Source organism: Rivularia sp. PCC 7116 (assembly GCF_000316665.1).
GTDB lineage: Bacteria > Cyanobacteriota > Cyanobacteriia > Cyanobacteriales > Nostocaceae > Rivularia.
This window is the reverse complement of the sequence record NC_019678.1, coordinates 2,292,025-2,305,017: the sequence shown is the minus strand read 5'-3', so window position 1 is coordinate 2,305,017 and position 12,993 is coordinate 2,292,025. Positions and strand designations below refer to the sequence as shown.

15 protein-coding genes are annotated in these 12,993 nt (G+C 40.1%); 8 read left to right on the top strand and 7 right to left on the bottom strand.

Annotation, left to right across the window (positions count from 1 at the left end):
- Positions 1-163 precede the first annotated feature (163 nt).
- Both RIV7116_RS34465 and RIV7116_RS37575 read left to right on the top strand, forming a co-directional pair.
- Entirely contained in the window at positions 164-1,012 is an 849-nt protein-coding gene (locus tag RIV7116_RS34465) for a GUN4 domain-containing protein (RefSeq protein ID WP_015117987.1), read from the top strand.
- Positions 1,013-1,253: 241 nt separating this feature from the next.
- On the top strand, positions 1,254-2,780 hold the full coding sequence (locus RIV7116_RS37575; protein ID WP_015117986.1) for a serine/threonine-protein kinase: 1,527 nt from the start codon (positions 1,254-1,256) through the stop codon (positions 2,778-2,780).
- Between the two features lie 150 nt (positions 2,781-2,930).
- Here RIV7116_RS37575 and RIV7116_RS09025 read toward each other — a convergent pair whose 3' ends face one another.
- The 6 genes from RIV7116_RS09025 to RIV7116_RS08995 all read right to left on the bottom strand — a co-directional run bounded on the left by RIV7116_RS09025 (position 2,931) and on the right by RIV7116_RS08995 (position 8,363).
- Entirely contained in the window at positions 2,931-4,070 is a 1,140-nt protein-coding gene (locus RIV7116_RS09025) for a hypothetical protein (protein WP_015117985.1), read from the bottom strand.
- A 12-nt stretch (positions 4,071-4,082) separates the two neighbouring features.
- A complete protein-coding gene (locus RIV7116_RS09020) occupies positions 4,083-4,361 on the bottom strand; it encodes a hypothetical protein (protein ID WP_015117984.1) in 279 nt (92 codons plus the stop codon).
- Between the two features lie 13 nt (positions 4,362-4,374).
- On the bottom strand, positions 4,375-7,101 hold the full coding sequence (locus RIV7116_RS09015; RefSeq protein WP_015117983.1) for a VapE domain-containing protein: 2,727 nt from the start codon (positions 7,099-7,101) through the stop codon (positions 4,375-4,377).
- Between the two features lie 59 nt (positions 7,102-7,160).
- The gene (locus RIV7116_RS09010; protein ID WP_015117982.1) at positions 7,161-7,430 is read right to left on the bottom strand and encodes a hypothetical protein; all 270 of its coding nucleotides are present in this window, start codon (positions 7,428-7,430) and stop codon (positions 7,161-7,163) included.
- A gap of 220 nt (positions 7,431-7,650) precedes the next feature.
- The gene (locus RIV7116_RS09000) at positions 7,651-8,028 is read right to left on the bottom strand and encodes a hypothetical protein (RefSeq protein WP_015117980.1); all 378 of its coding nucleotides are present in this window, start codon (positions 8,026-8,028) and stop codon (positions 7,651-7,653) included.
- Entirely contained in the window at positions 8,025-8,363 is a 339-nt protein-coding gene (locus RIV7116_RS08995) for a hypothetical protein (protein ID WP_015117979.1), read from the bottom strand. Before RIV7116_RS08995 ends, RIV7116_RS09000 begins: the two co-directional genes overlap by 4 nt.
- An 84-nt stretch (positions 8,364-8,447) precedes the next feature.
- On the opposite strand from RIV7116_RS08995, the gene RIV7116_RS08990 reads away from it, so the two are divergent.
- From RIV7116_RS08990 to RIV7116_RS08970, 5 genes are all read left to right on the top strand, one after another.
- On the top strand, positions 8,448-8,756 hold the full coding sequence (locus tag RIV7116_RS08990; RefSeq protein WP_015117978.1) for a KGK domain-containing protein: 309 nt from the start codon (positions 8,448-8,450) through the stop codon (positions 8,754-8,756).
- Between the two features lie 251 nt (positions 8,757-9,007).
- Positions 9,008-9,253: a helix-turn-helix transcriptional regulator gene (locus tag RIV7116_RS08985; RefSeq protein ID WP_015117977.1), complete on the top strand. Its 246-nt coding sequence runs from the start codon at positions 9,008-9,010 to the stop codon at positions 9,251-9,253.
- 342 nt (positions 9,254-9,595) lie between these two features.
- Positions 9,596-9,871, top strand: coding sequence for a hypothetical protein (locus RIV7116_RS08980; RefSeq protein ID WP_015117976.1), 276 nt, complete (start codon positions 9,596-9,598; stop codon positions 9,869-9,871).
- 62 nt (positions 9,872-9,933) lie between these two features.
- Positions 9,934-11,169 carry an ATP-binding protein gene (locus RIV7116_RS08975; protein WP_015117975.1) on the top strand — a complete coding sequence of 412 codons (1,236 nt, stop codon included), beginning with the start codon at positions 9,934-9,936 and terminating at the stop codon, positions 11,167-11,169.
- Positions 11,170-11,374: 205 nt separating this feature from the next.
- Positions 11,375-11,953, top strand: a complete 579-nt coding sequence (locus RIV7116_RS08970; protein WP_015117974.1) for a hypothetical protein — start codon at positions 11,375-11,377, stop codon at positions 11,951-11,953.
- A gap of 276 nt (positions 11,954-12,229) precedes the next feature.
- On the opposite strand, the gene RIV7116_RS08965 is transcribed toward RIV7116_RS08970, so the two are convergent.
- Positions 12,230-12,733: an N-acetylmuramoyl-L-alanine amidase gene (locus RIV7116_RS08965; RefSeq protein ID WP_015117973.1), complete on the bottom strand. Its 504-nt coding sequence runs from the start codon at positions 12,731-12,733 to the stop codon at positions 12,230-12,232.
- A 34-nt stretch (positions 12,734-12,767) separates the two neighbouring features.
- On the opposite strand from RIV7116_RS08965, the gene RIV7116_RS08960 reads away from it, so the two are divergent.
- Complete coding sequence (locus tag RIV7116_RS08960; RefSeq protein ID WP_015117972.1) at positions 12,768-12,968, top strand: hypothetical protein; 201 nt, start codon at positions 12,768-12,770, stop codon at positions 12,966-12,968.
- Positions 12,969-12,993 lie beyond the last annotated feature (25 nt).

The following is a 12,993-nucleotide window of genomic DNA, read 5'->3' as shown; positions in this document are numbered from 1 at the left end:
AGACGACTTTGTTTTTGAGCCTGGGAATTTATTCCAAGGCGGTTGTACGCGCAGCTGAGCTTGGGGTGCAAGATATCAGTTAAATGACAATTTTATAAGGAATTCTTCGGTTTATGTTGGTAATAATAGTATATTGTTAGCCAAATATACTGATTTAAGCAAAATGCGGTTTGAGAATGGTAAACAGCGCCGTGATTTCTATGAGGCTCTTTTAAACGCCTTCCCTGCGCCCATAGCCCTTGAGCAGATGCTCAGCTTTGGTTTGAATAAAACTTTATGTGAAGTCGCTACAGGTGCGAATCATTCTGAAGTTGTATTTAGAGTAGTTACATGGGCTGAAACACAGGGAAAATTACAAGAACTGATTAATGCTGCATCTGAATATAATCCAGGAAATCCCCAGTTAAGAGCATTTTGTCAACAATGGGTTTCGCGATCGCAACTTGTAGAAGAACCAGTATTAATAACTCCACAACAAATAAAAGAAGATGACCTTCGTTCTGAAAAAGCAGTTGATTATACCCGACTGCGGGATTTGCTCAAAGCTGCGAAATGGAAGGAAGCGGATGAGGAAACTCTAAGAGTTATGCTGAAAGCTGCGGGTGTAGAATCACAAAGCTATTTGTATTGCGATGACTTTCAAAAAATTCTTTGCACTGACTTACGCACCATTGACCAACTTTGGGTAAAGTATAGTAATGGTCGCTTTGGTTTTAGCCTACAAAAGCGCATTTGGGAAAGTGTTAAAAGAGATTACGGAAAGTTCGGCGATCGCGTCGGTTGGCGTAAAGGAATGTTCTTCAACAGAGAATGGCTTAATTATTTAGAACTAACTTTCTCTCCAAGTGCCCCAGATGGACACCTTCCGTCTCTATGCGCTGCGGCAATTTTTACTATAGCTGAAGCAGAAAGATTAGATTTTATATCTTTCTTGGAAGAGAAAAAGGGAGGATTGGAGGAGGTATTGGGACTCTCTTCTCTCGCATCAAGACTTGTAAAGTTTAACATCTAAGGCTTACAGAAGAGTAGATAAACTACAGTGGGACATTACTGGCAAAAAACCCCAGTCATGAAGTGAATTGCACCGAAAAAAAAGTACCCCAATTTTTCTCCCTTTACGCAAGCTATAGTTTGAAGATAAAGATAAGATATCGTACAAAATCTGAACAGTTGATTTTTTTTGTGTGAAAATAGTTTGTAATACCTGCGTATTATGACGAATCAAGCTGCAATCATTGCGCGTGGAGATAACGATGGCAATCCAAAAAACAGATTTTTCGCATCTCGGCTATCAAGTTAATAAGGAATTAGGGAAAAATCGCTTCGGAGGACGTATAACGCACCTCGCGGAAGTGGAAAATACCGACGAAAAAGTAGTAATCAAAGAGTTTCGCTTTGCAGATGTAGGTGCCGACTGGTCTGGTTTTAAGGCTTACGAACGGGAAATAGAAGTACTGCAACAGTTAAATCATCCCCGTATTCCCAGCTATTTAACTTCTTTTGAAACACCGCAAGGTTTTTGCTTAGTACAGGAATATAAAGATGCTCCATCATTGGCTTCGGAGAACAAGTTTACCCCGGAACAAGTTAAGCAAATTGCTATATCTATTTTAGAAATATTAGTTTATTTGCAACAACGAGACCCGCAAATTATACACCGCGATATTAAACCAGAAAATATTTTAGTTGATAAAAATCTTAACGCTTACTTAGTCGATTTTGGCTTTGCAAAAGTTAGTAATAATGAAGTAGCACTTAGTAGCGTTGCTTCCGGAACTCCTGGTTTTATTCCTCCCGAAGAATATTTCGGTCGCGATTTAACTGAAGCATCCGATTTATATAGTTTGGGTGTGACATTAATTTGTTTGCTTAGCGGTACCCGTTCGGTTAATGTAGGCAAACTAATTGATGATGAATATCGTTTTGATTTCAAAAGTTTTCCATCGAATATTCATCCGAAATTTGCCGGGTGGTTGGGTAAAATGGTTGAGCCAAATCTCAAACATAGATTTGCAAGTGCAGCAGAAGCACTTGAAGCATTGCGGTCAATTCCCGTGGTTGTACAGCAAAAATCAAAGGAAAGCAATGTTTTTGCTCAGAGTTTTGCACTTTTAATACTTCTTTGGGTAGGTATTGCCGGAACTCAAGGAATTCAAAGATCTACAATTTCGCAACAGCATAAAATTGAACGACAGCAAAGACAAATCTACCGTCTTCGTTACAAACAAAGACAGCTAGAAACCCGAATTAGTCGTATAAATCGGTTACAGGAGCTTCTGCAAGAACGCGAACAAACTCATCGTTTACTTGATAGATTGCAGAAAAAAAAGGAGTGCGAAGACTGCGAGCTTCAGAAAGTAAATTTAAGTAATTCTCAAATTGAAAATGTCAGCCTCAAAAATGCAAATTTAAGGCATATTAACTTGGAGAATTCTAATTTACAAAGTAGCAACTTAAGCGGCACAAATCTTAAATATGCTCGCTTACAAAGAGCTATACTTAAAGATACAAATCTCCAGGATGCGAATCTTAGAGGAGCGAGACTTAGAAGTGCAGTATTGAAGAATGCAAATTTATCAAACGCTAATCTTACCTATGCAAATTTAACTAACGTAGATTTGCGCGGTGCCGATTTACGAGGTGCAAGGCTTCATCGTACAAAACTTAACGGTGCCGATTTAAGCGGTGCAAATTTGCGATATACAAACCTCCACGGAATCGATTTAAATAATGTGAAATTAACGGGAGCAACTATGCCAGACGGTACTATACACCCGTAAATATTAAGGTGATAAGTTAAGCGCTCTAACGGGGAATTGCTTTCCCCGTTTTTATATGTTTCAACAACTTATTCAGGTGTTTACATAGCGGGATAATGGCGCTTCAGATGTAATAACTTCCGAGAAGTGATATTTTTCTTTAGGCAAGATTTAGGCAAGAAAATTTTTAGTTGGTTTATGGCCTAATATTATTGGCGGCTGCGGGCGATTTTCTCGCATCATCATCAATTCAAACGCTCGCTGGTGGTGCTGTTCTGATATCCAGTGATGATAGATTTCAGTATGCACTTTTGTAGAATGCCCCATTTGTTGTGCTGCAAGAGAAACGTCAAGACCAAAGCCTAGCGTTCTGACCGCCCAACAATGGCGTAAGTTGTAAGCACCGAAAGGAATGTTATGTGTAAACCATTGTGTTACAGACTCTCCTACTTTGGTGTTAGAACGGTCAAGGCTTATGTTTGGTAGCCTTACTTCATTCAAACGAAATTCAGAAAACCATTCTGGATAACATGGCCAAACTTTTCTAGGACCTGTTTTTGAATTTTCCCCAACACTGACAATATAGTTACCTTTTAATATGGAATCAAAATCTACACGAAAAACCTCATGATTACGCAAACCATAAGTCGCCAGCATCCCAAAAATCCATTGCCAAGATTCGTTTTTGATTCCGTGAAAAACTTTGGCGATAGCTAAATCATCAGGTAAATCTCGCGGTTTTGTTCTTTTGGGGGAATAAGTTCCTCGAAAAGGTTTTAAATCAATATTGAGTTCTGCAAAGTTAGCGAGTGCTTGTAAAGCCATGCAAGCTCTTACTCTTTGTTTTGTGTCAGGCGCTATTTCTGTTATCACCTCCATAATGACTTCTTTTGTAAGTAATTCATCTGTTGGTAAACGTTTAAATATTTTGAAGTAATCGCCTGTCCAAGTAGTTTCTGACTTGTGATTGCGTTGCCTAGTTTGAAAATAGAATTCCTCATAAGCTTTGACTAAATCAGCTACATAACGCACCGGGGGAGAATCTGGATCTGATTGAAGGTAAACTTCCCATTTGAACTCCTTGCAAGAAAGTAAACCAGCGAGTTTATAAGCTTCCCCTTCTGCTCGCTTAATCCCTTTCTTATTGGCTCGGATGCCCAAGGCTATACGTTGTTGGCAAGGTTTGCTTTTGTTTGAATTGGGTTTTGGGGGTAGAGTTGCACGTAAAAACAAGGTATTTCCCTGTTGCTCTACTCGCACCCCCATGCAGGCATCTTTGAGCCGTTGGTTAATTTCTTTTAACTGCTCCATGCAATCTAAAACCTAATAGTATTCATCGTTTGGATCGGGGGCCGCGTCATCCGCCGGACAAAAAGGTTTCATCATTGCAATTTCTAAATGTAATAGCAGCGATGCTTCATGCAATATTTTTATCGCAGGTTTTAACGAGAGTTCCTCATTTCTGTCATAAACGGCTTTTACTTCCGAACGAGCCGCTTCATACTCGCTCGCGACTTTTTCTAGTTGACCTTTAATTAAGTCAATTTCATCACGCAATTTTTCATGTCTTTCACGCATGAATTCTTCTAAATATTTAGACATTTTTAAATGAAAACTAAATTTCCTCAATCAACTCAAACTCATCAATTCCCGCTTTGGGGATAACCCGACCTTCGGGTGAAGCAAAGATAAACATCGTACTTCCGGGTGGTTCCGGAGTCGAAACTAACGTACACCCCTGAACCCATTTCGGCTCTAGTTCCGTCACATCGCGGCTCCACACCTGTACCCGAAACTTGCGATCGCCAATTATTTGGCTTTCTAGCTTCCAAATAGCCGCTTCTACCTGTTCCCGGAATTGTTTGTAAGTCAGCCGCTCTCGTAACTGGATAAATTCTTTTTGGCTGCCGGTTCTATCATCGGAAGAATATTTAATGTCAATGTGCTGTCTGGTAATTCGATATCTAACATTCCACGTTCCGGTCATGCCGATTATCTTTATTGAGCTATTTTTATTTTTCTCAAAGCTTGGGTGTGGTTGAATTTTTTCTTTTTTATTTTTACGTTTTTGGTGGTTAGGTGGATCAGTCGGGCTGAATCCATTACCAGCGCTATTTCTTGGCTGATCCACCCCCCGATCCACCACCGATCCAGTAGCAGGTAGTGGATCAGTCCGAACTTCTTTTTGATAATTATTTTGGTTTTGGGGTGGATCAGTGGGTGGATCGGTGGGTAGGATATCTAGAACCCCTTGATATGCGTTGCTTTGAGGGTTTGATGTATTTGTTTTATTTTTTAGTGGATCGGTGGGTGGATCAGTAGGTGGGCAGGCTGTATTACTTGTTGTACCGTTACTTTGAACATTGTGATCCACCTGACCACCAAAATTACTATTTTTTTTCTGAGTTTTTCGTTTCCATAATCGCGGTCTGCTTCCATTAGGGCCGAAACCTCTTTCGTCTGTGGATTCCCAACCAAGAATTTTTAAGCATTCAACTATTTGACGTTGGTGCCTTGCTTCCCTTCTCCCCTTTTCAATTTCCAAGCAATCGTACAATTCTCCGAGGTGAGTTTGGTTTTTACCCATCAAAGATGATTCAATAATTTCCTGCCACGGGTGAGATGCTTTAAACTGCTCATTCTCTTTATCTTGTAAGTGAGCTTCCCGAGATTTTTCGGGGATATAGTGTATATCCCCTCGTTTCCAACAGTAATAAGCAGCGGCCCAAAGTTGATCGCGAATCTTTTCTAGTTTGGCGATATCAATTTCTTGGTTAACGTTGACAATCCAAAAACGGCGATTTCTTCCGGCCGGGTCTTGAAGAATTTCTGGATTGTTAGTTGTTCCTACGAATACGCATCCTCGTTTGTGCTTAGATATTGCTCGCTCAAATGGTTTCCGAAAAGAATCAATTTTTTGAGCTAGAAACTTCTTGAGCGCTTCAATATCTTTGTGCTTGTAAACTGTTGCGAATTCACTCCATTCCAAACACCAGTACTCGTGAATCAGCATTTTTTCGTCTTTACCATTGCTATCGTCAATGGAATCTGAGAACCAATCTTCACCAAACAAAACATTCCAAAACGTTGATTTTTTAATCCCTTCAGCACCGTGGAGAATAATCGCGTTGTCCATCTTCGTACCCGGTCGCATCATCCGTGCTACCGAACCTATCAGAAAGCGCTTCATATATATGTTGCAAATTTCTGAGTCGTTACCAAATAACTCGGTTGAAAGATTATCAATGATGCTTAGCTCTACGTCTTTGTAACTTTCCGCTACATCCTGTAAATATTCTTTTATCGGGTGGTAACGCCGCCCTTTGGCTAAAGTCCGAATTGCTGTAACTGAATCATCTTTGGTAATGTCCATGTCCAGTTCCAAAGCAATTTTAACTCTTAGGTCATCAATTTCTAATTGCTCGTCCCCTAGTTCTGGTGCTTGAGTCAAATCATTCCATCTAAGGAAATCACCCCACGCTGTTTGAATTGTTTCTACGGCCCGAGCTAATTTTGATTTCTTCCTATTTTTAATCTGTTCCTGTTTGGCGGCCCATGACAAATCATTGTCTTCTTTCCACTCCTCAATAGTTTGAGCGTTAGTCACCAGTCGATCAAATGCTTCTACCGAATTAGCGACTATATAATCGTCAACTCCCTTAGCGTCACCTTCTGGGAGGGAAATAACCATAACTTTGCTACCAGTCGCGGTTAAATCTCGTGCTAGTCCTTCCAGTGCTAGCTGAACCGGACGCTTAGTAACAACATCGTTGTCGAAACAAAGGTAGAACAACCGACCAAAACCACAGAACTTTTTGATTAATTTGTGTAATCTACCTTTCTTTCTACAGGTACTCACACCGGGGATGCTAATAGCTGCATAACCATTACTTAATAAACACGCAGATTTTTTAGCACCTTCTGTAATGATTATTGGTATTTGTAAATCCTGTATTACTTTTAACCAGTAATCGAAATCATCTACTCTAAGGAAGAGGGGAGAAGTTCCATATTCGCAAGCTCCAAGATATTTCTGAATCTTGCCATGTTTTATTTCTGGGTTGTCAGGCTTAGCTTGTATTCCTCCTAAATCAAGCTCTCCAGTTTCCGGGTATACTCCACGTACTAGCCAAGCTGGAACTAAGTTATCCGAGTGTTTCCACTTCCTTCTGTTATTCCTGTTTAAAGCTTTATCAAGCTCTCTTGCGTCAAGTTCTGTATAAATATTTGCTGCAATTATTGATGGTTTTACACCGGAATCTACCCACTCTTGCCAATGTTTTTCTGCAATAAAATCAGGTCTAGATTCTACCTTTTTGGACTTACTTTGTGTTATAATCATGTTAATAATAAACGTTATTTAAATTACATTTGAGTGCCCCTTTGGCGCTCTTTTTTTTATCAATTTTGGTTGAATTGTTGGCTGTAAATATTCTCAAAATCATTAATAATCTCCTGTACGCCTTCTCTACCGCCTTCATTTTCTTCAATCATCTCGGGCAATGATGCTATTAGTACTCCTGCTGTAAATGTTGCTTTGGCTCTATCGGTTTTGAATTCATGTTGAATGTAATCGATGAGTTTAATCACAAGGTTAGCCGTAGCTTGAGAGGTTTTATGTAGAATTTCATCGTCACAATCATCGAATAGGTTATAGCTTGAATTATTCATTGGTTACATTTTCTTCTGCATGGGTAGATGTTTTGTATCGTGTGGAGAGTCTTTGTTGTATCTTTTATTAAGTGCCGAATGTCCTCGTTTGAAGGATTTGAATCAGCAATTTGAGCTTCTAGCAATAGAAGTTGTTTAGAAAGGTTTTCTAAGTGAAACTTAAGCGCGTCGATAGTTCCTTCTAGTCTGAGTATTCTTTGTTCGTTACTTTCTTTGGTCATTAGAAAGGGATATCATCTTCAAAAACTTCGTAATTAAAACCATGCTCGCGACAAAAATCACCAATAATATGACCTGGCTCAAACAGGTAAAACATTGGTCTACTAAACGAGATAGTTATTAATAAAAACTCAAAACTGCTGGGATAGTAATTAGCAGTAATATGAATTATTTTGGTAAATCCAATTTCAAAGCAATGGAAGTTTTTGGTTTTAGTAGCCGCCCACATCCATAGCCGCAGGTGTAAAAATAATCGCTGTAAGCTACCACCTATCACGCTCCAAGTCCCAAAGAGCTTTTTCCAAAACCCACTTTTCTGACTTTCCTGGATTGCAGTTTTTGGCGTAATGGTACAATCGCACTGCTGTTTTTTCGTCATAGCGCACCAATGCAAGTAGTTGTTGCCAAGCCGGTAGGTGTGTGGGGATGTTTAACCTTTTTGGCTTTGGGCGTTTTACATTCCTGAATCCCCGAGGATGTTTTATTCCACGGTTGTATCTGCTCCAAAGCAACCACCACGGTGTTTGGTTGTGTGCTTGGTAGTTGAGGAAGACTACCCACGCTGCGAATGACATGGCTAACAGCCACAGGACTATAATTAAATTCATGGTTTTGGTAGATGGAACTACCTCCACGGTATGAAAGCCCTGCGGTTACTGTAATCGGAGGGTTTTCGTATTTTTGGAATCGGTGTTTTCTCGGGTTTCTAGTCATTCAACATATATAGGTAGGTTGATTTACGGGTTTTGGTTTTTCTTCTGTCTGGGAATGCTAGTAGTAGGCATTCAGTAAGTGATTATGACGGAACGAATTATTTTGAATGATGACGATGTGGTTTCGATGGATAAGGATGAAAACCTTACATACAAACCAACATCAAGAGTTGACGAAATCAAAAACGAAATCATGGAACGCTTTGACGATGATTATCGCGAGTGGGCAAGGGAGGGCATTACGTGCCAATGTCTCTCAGTCAAAGGCGGTGGTTGGCTAAAAGGTAAGGTTAGGATTGAAGTAAGCTTTGAGCTTGAATTCACTCCAGATAAAACTTCAGCATCTCCATCAGCATCATCTTTGAACGACTTACGCGAACAACTAGATTTATAAGCCAGTTATTCATACTCATCTAAGGGGCTTTTATCAAGCTCCTTTTTTTTTCGCGAAATTGCTTGTCAGTACTGGGTCTTGGCTCGCAGCATACCTCCCGAGTTCCCATATTTTGATCTCAACTTCATAATGAGATAGTAATGATTAGCAGATATGTTACACGTATCTGCTAATTGCAGTTTATTGGTAGATAAGTACGATAGACGTGTTGGCTAGAAGTATATGTCTATCGTAGGTGTCTATAGTATAATATGGAAAGAGCAAAGAAAGAACCCCTGAGCATAATGTCGTTAAGGAAAAGAGCCGGATTGTCTCAAAGGCAAGTAGCGCAAGCCATAGACGTTCAGACCGCAACTGTCGGGAGGTGGGAGCAAGGTAGCGTCTCACCTCGCTTAACTCCGTCCCAAACAAAAAAGTTGCTTGAGGTTTTTAACTGTTCTCTTGATGACTTAATAGAGGCATTTGAGGGGGCAAAAATTTCTTCGACTTCAACTTAGCGAACACCCATAACAGACCGAGTAGTCATTATGTGGTCAGTACCTAAAAAAAGATGGGGAGTACTCGCAACTCCCCACTTAGTAAGTTAATTAGCAATCAGTAAATGTGAATATAACTTCCACAATATAGCCCATAAATCGTAGCGTCGTAGGGTTGTAGAAGTTGTAAAAAAAAATGGGAAGTACGCGCTACTTCCCTAAAACTTGAAATCATCAGTAATAAATTGACTATCCAGTTATAACCCGTAAATCGTAGCGTCGTGGGGTTTTGCTAGTTAGTTGAAAATAGGACTGCCAGCAAACCGCAGTCCTATTAAGTACACCTAGAGTTCTATTCTACCAATGAGTAAACCACTTGGATATTACACCAGCTATACACCGGGTGAAAGGTCGATTTTAGGCGACATACAAAACAAATACGGCTCGCACCTAGAAGGACTTAACGTTCGAGAAAAACTTTTCTTTATTCAGTACATATGCACTTACTTAGCTAATCGTGCGAATGGAAATATCAGACCTGAGATGCATTGGGTAGCTTGGGAATGCACCGACCAGCTAGAACCTACCGACATGGAGGGATTGTTACATGCCTTGATTGAGCAGATACGAGCTAACTAATTAAATGCAACCGCTTGGCTAACAACAGCGGTTGCACCTATGACCAGTGAGTGGAAAAAATAATGATACCAGAGTTGGTATTACTTGGGGAGGTGATTATATCTGCACCTACTCCCATTCGATCAGCTCGCTTAGAGCATCCTTTTAAATTTGAAATTCCATTAGTTGTTGGAAGTATTTTAGGTGCTGCTGCTGGTGGCGTGCTTATGGCTAGTACTACCACCGAATCAAGCCGATTGCAGCAATCACAAGTTGCTGAGGTTGAAGTCGAAAAAGAGTTAAAGGTTGAAAATGAAAGACCAATACCCAATACCCAATACCCAACACCCGAAACAGAAACAGAAATATTGGACTTTTATAACTGGGATGATTTAGAAGATGAGGCCGTAGGCGTACTTATTTTTGGTAACAGTGGCAGCGCTAAAACTTCACTAGCTTGTTGGCTGGCTGGCAAGCTAACTGCCAACAAACCCGCCCAAGTTTTAGCACTAGATCCACATGCTAACCGGAATCCGCTGTGGAGGGAGTTAGGTATCAAGGTACTTAGCGATTTTACCTTGATTGAGCGACAACTCGAAGCATTAGAAAATTTGCTAGACCTGCGGCGTGAGGCAGATTATCAACCTAAAGAAGATGATTTTTTGATTGTCTTTACGGATGAATTGGGAGCTTGCCTTAAAAACTTTGATGATTCAACCCGCGTTGAAAGGACATTAGAGCGCTTGGGGAGTGAAGGTAGGAAGTACGACATCATGTTTATCGCTATGAATCAGTCGTCAAATGTAGAGGATATAGGAATATCAGCACAAAATCGCAATAATTTTGTACTAATTTTAACAGGTGCTTCAGCTGCAACATACGCAGAAAGCAGATGGAAACAGTTCGATAAACGCAACCAGTGGATACAACAGCAAGCTTACCCCTGTGTATTGACTGGAGCAGTGCGAGCTTCCATAGCTATACATCCCACGGATGGCGACTATAAAACATTCAAGAAAAAAGGTAATCCACCAATTGGAATTAACCCAATCAACCAATTACCATTAACCATTTCACTAGCAGACAATGATACTCCACCAGAGTTAAGTTCAGAAGCAGAAAAACTACTGAAATGGTTTAACAGTAAAACTGTTTCACCAGACAGCAAATTCGGAATCAGAAACATTCAGCAATCGCGCCCTCTCGGACATAAAAGTCATAAGAACGAAGCAATTAAACCCATAATAAATGAACTGGTTGAAAATAGTTTGATTGAAAAAGATAGCGAGGATAATTACCAACTCGTAAAAACTTGTTGAATCTCAGGGGGGGGGAGGGGGGAGGTGTGTTGAACCATTCAACAAAATGTTGTTCAACAAGTTCAACAATCTTCAACATCCTTGTTGCTAATGGTTCAACAGCTTTAAGAGATTGTTCAACAGATGTTCAACAGTTCAACAAAAATTCAACACTTTCAACAACACATAGGCACCTATAAATTGCTCAATATTATTAGGAGAAAACATGATTTTTGGTAGAGCGCCCGCAGTTAACCGAGCTATTTCAGTCTGCTGTTACATAGTAGGAATAGCTATAACCTGGATTAACGTTATATACACTAAAAAGTACTTTGATGGATTCCTAAGCACGGAACCAGATTTACAATTTTGGACGGTTTGGGCTATTAGCGCGGCTATTGGTTTGTATGAGGCATTCTGTATTGGGATTTGTACAACTCCCCCTGCTTGGGGAATTATATTTTCAATTCCAAAATCATTAGCCTCTATTCAAAATGAGAATCAAAGGAAGATTGCAACGGGGGCAAGCATCACGTTAGTTATATTCCTAGCAATCTTCTGTTGCGTGGTCTACTACGTAGATTTCGTAACTACCATTGGCGGTTTAGGAATGGGAGATATTATGGCAGCTAGATTCCTTGCCAGTTGCTTAGTATTTGGTAGTGAAGTGATGTATCTGGCGGGTAATTCCTTGTCTTGGCTAGCGCTGATTGGTAAAGCCGGTGTTGCCCAAGACAAGAAAAAGTACGAGGAATTAATCAAAAGTGCTAATGGGAATGGGGATAGTAAGTATGCATCAAGATGAAGTATTGCTAATTGGGGGGATAGCTATCGGTTTTGATGTCTTTTTAATTGGATTTGTGGCGATCGCAATTATGAACCACCAACGACTAAGCCACATAACCCTTAAAAAAATAAAAAGGCGATTACCACCCTTAAGGTAATCGCAAGCTAAGCGTACAGCCAAGTAATCATTAGTAGCATAACCCCTAGCAACTTAGTTAGGGGTTATACATTTATGGATAGTTTAAAGAAAAGCGAATTCCTAGCCAAATTCGCTTAGTAGTTGAAAATGAAAAGCCTATTGTAACAAGCCCCTTAAAATAGCTTGGGCCATCTTATCAGCATCAAACAGGTTCATATCGCGCCAACTGTCGCAGAAACAGCACTCCACAAGAATTGCTGGCATTGAGGTGTATCTGAGTACGTGAAATGCTTTATGTTTAACGCCACGATTGTAGTACCCAAGTGCAGAAATATTGTTAACTACTTTTCTAGCTATTGCCTTTCCTTTGGTACTGATTGCGTAAACCTCAGTACCATAAGCCTGACCGTTAAAAGCATTAAAATGAATACTAGCAAAGACATCTGCTCTAAAACTGTTAGCGGTTTGCACTCGACGGTTAAGGGAATCATATACGGATGAGGCCCAAGTGGGTTTACATTCGACAACTTGATGTCCGGATTTACGCAATCGGTAAATTACGTTTTCACCGACAGCCATAATTAAATCATTCTCGCGCTTGATGCCCACAGCGCCACCGTCACACCGGACGTTATGCCCGAGGTCAATTGCAATCTTCATGAGTTATTCTTTGTTTGATGAATTGGTTTGTTAAATGGTTGAGAGTATATCTCGCTGGTTGGAAGAAACAGGAAAACAGCTAAAACAATGTGCAACGCTTACTTGGGATACCTTAATCCTGATACTTGAGAACTACGACTATGCTTTTGGGTATCCAAGAGGAAGAATTATTTGTTTGATAATTGTTGCAATTGAATTGAATGCTATTTTTATCGTGTTAAATCACTGGCTATGAGTGTGGCTTTAACTGTGCAAAGTAG

Coding starts and splice junctions, on each gene's coding strand:
- RIV7116_RS08995 (WP_015117979.1), bottom strand. CDS start 8,363: ATGACTAGAAACCCGAGAAAACACCGATTCCAAAAATACGAAAACCCT.
- RIV7116_RS09020 (WP_015117984.1), bottom strand. CDS start 4,361: ATGTCTAAATATTTAGAAGAATTCATGCGTGAAAGACATGAAAAATTG.
- RIV7116_RS34465 (WP_015117987.1), top strand. CDS start 164: ATGCGGTTTGAGAATGGTAAACAGCGCCGTGATTTCTATGAGGCTCTT.
- RIV7116_RS37575 (WP_015117986.1), top strand. CDS start 1,254: ATGGCAATCCAAAAAACAGATTTTTCGCATCTCGGCTATCAAGTTAAT.
- RIV7116_RS08975 (WP_015117975.1), top strand. CDS start 9,934: ATGATACCAGAGTTGGTATTACTTGGGGAGGTGATTATATCTGCACCT.
- RIV7116_RS08965 (WP_015117973.1), bottom strand. CDS start 12,733: ATGAAGATTGCAATTGACCTCGGGCATAACGTCCGGTGTGACGGTGGC.
- RIV7116_RS09010 (WP_015117982.1), bottom strand. CDS start 7,430: ATGAATAATTCAAGCTATAACCTATTCGATGATTGTGACGATGAAATT.
- RIV7116_RS09015 (WP_015117983.1), bottom strand. CDS start 7,101: ATGATTATAACACAAAGTAAGTCCAAAAAGGTAGAATCTAGACCTGAT.
- RIV7116_RS08990 (WP_015117978.1), top strand. CDS start 8,448: ATGACGGAACGAATTATTTTGAATGATGACGATGTGGTTTCGATGGAT.
- RIV7116_RS08960 (WP_015117972.1), top strand. CDS start 12,768: ATGGTTGAGAGTATATCTCGCTGGTTGGAAGAAACAGGAAAACAGCTA.
- RIV7116_RS09000 (WP_015117980.1), bottom strand. CDS start 8,028: ATGACGAAAAAACAGCAGTGCGATTGTACCATTACGCCAAAAACTGCA.
- RIV7116_RS08980 (WP_015117976.1), top strand. CDS start 9,596: ATGAGTAAACCACTTGGATATTACACCAGCTATACACCGGGTGAAAGG.
- RIV7116_RS08985 (WP_015117977.1), top strand. CDS start 9,008: ATGGAAAGAGCAAAGAAAGAACCCCTGAGCATAATGTCGTTAAGGAAA.
- RIV7116_RS09025 (WP_015117985.1), bottom strand. CDS start 4,070: ATGGAGCAGTTAAAAGAAATTAACCAACGGCTCAAAGATGCCTGCATG.
- RIV7116_RS08970 (WP_015117974.1), top strand. CDS start 11,375: ATGATTTTTGGTAGAGCGCCCGCAGTTAACCGAGCTATTTCAGTCTGC.